Source organism: uncultured Caballeronia sp., assembly GCF_964243625.1.
GTDB lineage: Bacteria > Pseudomonadota > Gammaproteobacteria > Burkholderiales > Burkholderiaceae > Caballeronia.
Window position 1 is genome coordinate 1 of record NZ_CAXTGZ010000381.1, and the last position, 5,999, is coordinate 5,999.

Here is a 5,999-nt window from a genome sequence, read left to right on the forward strand (position 1 = left end):
CATCGCGGCCGACATCACGGCGGCGGTGACCGCGCTGATCGCGCCGCCCCGGCGCACGCTGCTGCACCCGGCCAAGGCCGCGACATGAGGGCGCCGGCATGAGCGTGTGGGACGACCTGATCGGGCAGGGCGAGACATCTGAATCAACACTTTTCGGGGTGCGGCTCACAACTGTTCCTTCGCGAATTACGTGACCGGATTATCGCAGGCTTTTTGAATAGAACGATACCGTTCCGTTCTATTGTAGAATGCATCTCAATATTATTTTGGAGAATGCAATGGCCGGAAGTGAAAGCGAAAACAGTACGCCCTCCGGCGGCGAAAAGCCCGAAGGCGACGACGCGCAGACAAAGGGGCAGGAACAGGAAACATCCAAGCCGATGAGCCCGGGGCGCAAGCGCCTGAACGCGGTGATCGGTGGCGTGGTGCTGCTGGTTTGCGTGGTTGCGGGCGTGGCGTACTGGCTGCACAGCCGGCATTACGAAAGCACTGACGACGCGTTCATCGACAGCAATCAGAGCCAGATTGCGTCGCAGGTGAGCGGGCGGGTCATCGAACTGCTTGTAGCCGATAACCAGCATGTCGAGAAGAATCAGCCGCTCTTGCGCATCGACCGGCGCGACTTTGAAGTGAAGCTCGAACAAGCCGAAGCGCAGGAAGCCAATGCCGTGGCGCAAGTCGCGCAGGCGCGTGCCGACCTGCTTTACCAGACGGCGAGCCTGGCGCAACAGATCTCGCAAGTGCGCGTGGCGCAAGCCGACCTGACGCAGGCGCAGCAGGACCTGACCCGCTTCACGGGAACGGACCCCGCCGCCATCACGCGCCAGCAACTCGAACAAAGCCAGGCGACGACCAAGAGCGCGCTTGCCAAGCTCGACAGCGCAAAACAGGCGGTCCAGGCGGGCGAGGCGCAGGTTGCATCGCAGAAAACGAAGATCGATGCCGCGCTGGCGTCGGTGCGGCAGAATCATGCCGATGTCGACAACGCCAGGCTGCAACTGAGCTACACGGAAGTGCTCGCGCCGCAAGCCGGGAAGGTGACGCGCCGCACCGTGAACCTCGGCAACTACGTCACGCCCGGTCAGGCGCTGGTCGCGGTCGTGCCCGACGAGATGTGGGTCACCGCCAACTTCAAGGAGACGCAGCTCGTTCACATGAACGTGGGGCAAGCGGTCGATGTCACCGTCGATGCTTATCCGGACACTGTCCTTCACGCGCACGTGGAAAGCCTCCAGCGCGGGACGGGTTCGGTGTTCAGCAGCCTGCCCGCGGAAAACGCGACGGGTAATTACGTGAAGGTCGTGCAGCGCCTGCCTGTGAAGATCGTCTTCGATGGCGACGACTGGCGTCATCTGCCGCTCGCGCCCGGCCTTTCGGTCAGCCCGCGCGTGACGGTGCGATAAGCATGGCCACTACTCACGTAGCGTTGCCCCGGTCGGCGGCGGGGCCGTTCAACCCGTGGCTGATCGCGGTCATCGTGTCGATTGCGACCTTCATGGAAGTGCTCGACACCACCATCGCGAACGTGGCGCTCCGGCATATTGCCGGCGGACTGGGCGCGAGTCTCGACCAGAGCACGTACATCACGACCAGCTATCTCGTGAGCAACGCGATCGTCTTGCCGATCAGCGGCTGGCTCGCAAACGTGATCGGCCGCAAGCGGTTCTACATGATCTGCGTGTTGCTGTTCACGGTCAGTTCGGTGGCGTGCGGATTCGCGACCTCGTTGCCGATGATGATCGTCTTTCGCGTGCTGCAAGGGCTTGGCGGCGGTGGACTGGCGCCTGTCGAGCAAAGCATTTTCGCTGACACGTTCACACCCGAAAAACGCGCGATGGCATTCGCGCTGTACGGCTTCACGGTCGTCACGGCGCCCGCCATCGGACCGATGCTCGGCGGCTGGATCACCGAGAACTACTCGTGGCACTGGGTGTTCCTGATCAACCTGCCGGTGGGGATGGTGTCGCTCGTGCTGACGTGGATGTTCGTGAGCGACAGCAAGCTCGTGCAGCAGGAGCGGCGTGCGCTGCTCGATAAAGGGCTGAGAATCGACTATCTCGGGTTCTTCCTGGTGGCGGTCGGTTTCGGCTGCCTGCAGATCGTGCTCGACAAGTTCGAACGCGAGGACGGCTTTTCATCGAACTTCATCTGTTCGTTTTCGGCGGTCGCGTGCGTTGCGCTGATCGCGCTGGTCATTCGCGAACTGACCGTGGCCCAGCCGATCGTGAACCTGCGGCTTTTCAAATCGCGGGCGTTTGCCATCAGTTGCAGCGTGATGTTCGCGTTCGGCTTCATCATCAACAGCACGACGCAGATCCTCCCGCAATTCACGCAGGAACTGCTGGGTTACGACGCAACCAATGCCGGTTTGACGCTGGGTCTTGGGGGCCTCGTCACGCTGTTCTTCATGCCGATAGCCGGCGTGGTGACCGGGCGCGTGTTCCAGCCCAAATGGCTCGTCATGATGTCGCTCGCGGGCACCGGCGTCGCACTGCTTCATACCGCCGGGCTCAATCTGAACATCGGGTTCTGGGATGTATCGTTGTCGCGGCTTTATCAGGTCATCTGGCTGCCGTTCCTCTTCATTCCGCTTTCGACCGTGCAGTTCATCGGCATTCCGCCGAAAGAAAACAACAACGCGTCGGCGCTCATCAACATGATGCGCAATCTTGGCGGCAGTTTCGGTGTGTCGCTGGTGACAACGCAGCTCGCGTGGCGGGACCAGTTCCACCATGCGCGGCTCGCCGAACACATTACGCCATACAACGGCTTTGTCAATTCGCTCGGATCGATCGCCAGCAGGGTCGAACAGCAGGCGTCTGTCTTGAGTTACCTCGATGTGTTCATCACGCTGGGCGTCATTTCGCTCGTGCTGTGTCCCATCTGTTTGTTGTTGCCGAAGCTGCCGAAGGGGGCACAGGTCAATGCGCATTGATTATCGATGGATTCCGTTTGTCGTCTTCCTGTCCGCCTGCACGATGGGTCCCAACTTCGAGCATCCCGCGCTGCAGACGCCGCAATGGTCCCCGCCGGCCAAAACTGACGGCACGAGCTCGGTTGCGGTACCCGAGCCGATCGATCCGCTGTGGTGGAACAGCTTCGGCGATCCGCTTTTGACGGAGCTGGTCAAGCGCGCTATAGACAGTAATCTGGATATCAAGGTCGCGGCGGCGCGGGTCGCCGAATCGCGTGCGCAACTTGGGCAGGCGAAAGCGGATGAGTTCCCTACGCTCAATGGCAACGCGTCGTACACACGCGAACTTCAGAGCGCCGATGGCGTCATCGGTTTGCTCGGGGGCAGCGGGTCACCATCGGCCACTGATACAAACGGGCTCGGTGGACGGCAGGGCGGTGTGCCGACGCAATCGACGGGAAGCGCACTGCCGCCGTTCAATCTGTTCCAGTATGGCTTCGATGCATCGTGGGAACTCGACCTCTGGGGCCGCGTCCGGCGCACTGCAGAAAACGCGAGCGCCACCGCCGATGCTCAAAACGAAGCGCGGCATGACGCGATCGTCTCAACTGCTGCGGAAGTTGCCCGCGATTATCTGAATCTGCGCGGAACGCAGGAGAAGCTGCGGATCACGCGCGAGAATCTGGCGTTCGCGCAGCGCACTGTGGAACTCACGAACGAGCGCGCGAAGCATGGACTCGCCACGGATCTGGATGTGGCAAATGCGCAGAGCCAGGCCGAAACGAACGCCGCCGATATCCCGCAGCAAGAGCAGCAGGAAGCGAAGCTCATCAACGCAATTGGGGTGTTGCTCGGCGAATATCCGCAAGCGCTTGCGGCGCAGTTGACGCCCGCTTCGGCCGTGCCGATGGCGCCGCCGCGCGTGCCGATCGGGCTTTCATCGGAACTGGCGCGACGCAGGCCGGATATCCGCGAGGCGGATGCGCAGCTTCATGCGGCGACGGCGAGTATCGGCGCGGCGAAGGCGGACTTTTTTCCGAAGATCACGCTGTCGGGGAGTGTCGCCATCCAGGCCACGCAGTTCACGAATATGGGTAGCTGGGGCGCGCGCAGCTATAGCGCGGGGCCGAGCCTTTCGATTCCGATCTTCGAGGGTGGACGGTTGCGTGCGACGCTCGCGTTGAGGGAAGCGCAGCAGCAGGAAGCGGCGATTACGTATCGGAAGACGGTGCTGTCGGCGTTTCAGGAAGTCGATGACGCGCTCACAGGCTTTGCCTCCGAACAGCGTCGCCGGGACCGGCTGGATGCAAGTGTGCAGGCGTCGAAGCGAGCGCTGGATATTGCGAACAAGCGGTATATCCGGGGGCTGTCGAATTACCTGGACGTGTTGACGGCGCAGAAGGCGTTGCTCACGAGCGAGCAGCAATGGGTCGATAGTACGGCGACTGTTTCTACGAATCTTGTTTCGCTTTATAAGGCGCTGGGCGGCGGGTGGGATGTTGAAGGTGCGGAGTATGCGGGAGGAGGGGTGGTGGCTACGGCTGGGCGGGAATAAGGTTGGTGGGTGATGGATGTTGGGGGTGGTGGCAGAGGCTGGCCAGCTCATGACGTCCGCACGGAAGGGGCCAGAGCCTCTCGATCTGCCAACCTACGCCGATCAACGTCTTTTCGCTTCTGATTGACCGGCGACCGGCACGATTCGAAGGCGGTGGCTAGCGTGATGGAGACGAGAATCGCAACAACAAGCGCAAAAAAATAGGCTCCCAAGGGAGCCTATTCGACGATGGCTGAGAAGATGGAGTATCAGTCTCCCTTCTGCACATTCTCAATGTAACTTTCCCAGTCCTCCTCTTCTTCAGGGCTTAGGTCGAATTCTCCAGCATGTTCCTGACAGAGCCCTTGGTCATCCAATTCGTCGACGCTGAAGAGCAGATTCTCTCCACAGCATCGGCAGTGTCCGTACTGAGAATTGTCCGAGGCACAGGTTCTACAAATCCAGTTCGCCTCATCCCCCGGCCTTACATCACCGACAGCCATGTTTTGTGAACTAAGCCGCCCACATTTCACACAAACCGGCGTCAGGCCTTCCTGAATCAATGCGGCAATCATCGAGGCTTGATCTAGCTGGACAGGCGCATCATTCATGCGGGCAATAGCGTCTTTGATCTTCCCAACGTTATCGGCCCGCTCACTGAGCCATTGATCGGCCAATATATGGGCCATCTGGATCATCTTGCATAGCCTTGCGAGAACCATAGCCGAAAGCTGCGGCCACAAGCATGTGTGCATGACCCGATCCAATGTCTATGCCGGATCGTTTGCTCACCTCGCGCAGGTGATCAGCGGCTTGCTTGGTGTAATCAAATTCGTTGCTGCGACGCATATAAGCCTTTCATTGTCGTATTGTGCATGCCGTTTGAGCGATTAAACCGGCCAGACGCACGTGACTAAAAAGACCGTACAGGCCAAAAAAAGTAAAACTGCGTGTCGAAATCTGGCGTGTCGTATCTGTGACAAGCGGCGCTCGACGATTTGCGTTTTGGGTCGCTCACAACCGGGGCCGCAGTCAGCCAAATCTTGCCGAAGCAGGACATAAATTAAGTGTACACCAGTCGAAATCATCAAAATCAACTCAAACGTGTGTGCGCGGATAACGAACGTTCCCCAAGCGAGCTTTGGATGACCAAAATGATTGACGACCTGCCTAGCGAACCGAAAAAAGTAACGGCCGATGTACCTCGCAAGCGGCCACTGAAAGCGCGAGTAGGCGACTGGCAGTTGTGGGTCAAACCAGTCGTCCACTCCCTGTCGTATGCGAGCAGGGGCGATGGCGATTGTCACGATTGCGGTTGCGCACCACCGCCATTGAGCACGACGCGATTGCTCGATGAGTTGCAGGTGGTCAACCATGGAATGCCGATTCCATCAATAACCCGGTGTGGCCTCTTCCATTTTCGGCTCCTATACTATTCGTCAACGCATCCTTGACAGGGACAGCACCCCGGTCACAAGGCTGGAAGCTTCTCCGTCGATACCCAAGGCGCTCCAGCCGTTCACCGCCTTCGATCGGAATACGTCATGCCAG

The 5,999-nt window shown here is 59.7% G+C and carries 4 protein-coding genes; 3 read left to right on the top strand and 1 reads right to left on the bottom strand.

Features of this window, described 5'->3' with window-relative positions:
• Nucleotides 1–278: 278 nt before the first annotated feature.
• From ACFFAR_RS22295 to ACFFAR_RS22305, 3 genes are read left to right on the top strand one after another with little or no spacing between them, the layout of a single operon-like run.
• On the top strand, nucleotides 279–1,403 hold the full coding sequence (locus tag ACFFAR_RS22295; RefSeq protein WP_075360359.1) for an HlyD family secretion protein: 1,125 nt from the start codon (nucleotides 279–281) through the stop codon (nucleotides 1,401–1,403).
• Between the two features lie 2 nt (nucleotides 1,404–1,405).
• On the top strand, nucleotides 1,406–2,935 hold the full coding sequence (locus tag ACFFAR_RS22300; protein WP_062001089.1) for a DHA2 family efflux MFS transporter permease subunit: 1,530 nt from the start codon (nucleotides 1,406–1,408) through the stop codon (nucleotides 2,933–2,935).
• Nucleotides 2,925–4,469, top strand: a complete 1,545-nt coding sequence (locus ACFFAR_RS22305; protein WP_174365171.1) for an efflux transporter outer membrane subunit — start codon at nucleotides 2,925–2,927, stop codon at nucleotides 4,467–4,469. The genes ACFFAR_RS22300 and ACFFAR_RS22305 overlap by 11 nt, the downstream gene beginning before the upstream one ends.
• A gap of 248 nt (nucleotides 4,470–4,717) precedes the next feature.
• On the opposite strand, the gene ACFFAR_RS22310 is transcribed toward ACFFAR_RS22305, so the two are convergent.
• A complete protein-coding gene (locus ACFFAR_RS22310; RefSeq protein ID WP_174365170.1) occupies nucleotides 4,718–5,146 on the bottom strand; it encodes a hypothetical protein in 429 nt (142 codons plus the stop codon).
• Nucleotides 5,147–5,999: the final 853 nt, after the last annotated feature.

What these genes read in the sequence shown, in the direction of transcription:
- ACFFAR_RS22300 (WP_062001089.1), top strand. Translation starts at nt 1,406, where the DNA reads ATGGCCACTACTCACGTAGCGTTGCCCCGGTCGGCGGCGGGGCCGTTC.
- ACFFAR_RS22305 (WP_174365171.1), top strand. Translation starts at nt 2,925, where the DNA reads ATGCGCATTGATTATCGATGGATTCCGTTTGTCGTCTTCCTGTCCGCC.
- ACFFAR_RS22310 (WP_174365170.1), bottom strand. Translation starts at nt 5,146, where the DNA reads ATGATCCAGATGGCCCATATATTGGCCGATCAATGGCTCAGTGAGCGG.
- ACFFAR_RS22295 (WP_075360359.1), top strand. Translation starts at nt 279, where the DNA reads ATGGCCGGAAGTGAAAGCGAAAACAGTACGCCCTCCGGCGGCGAAAAG.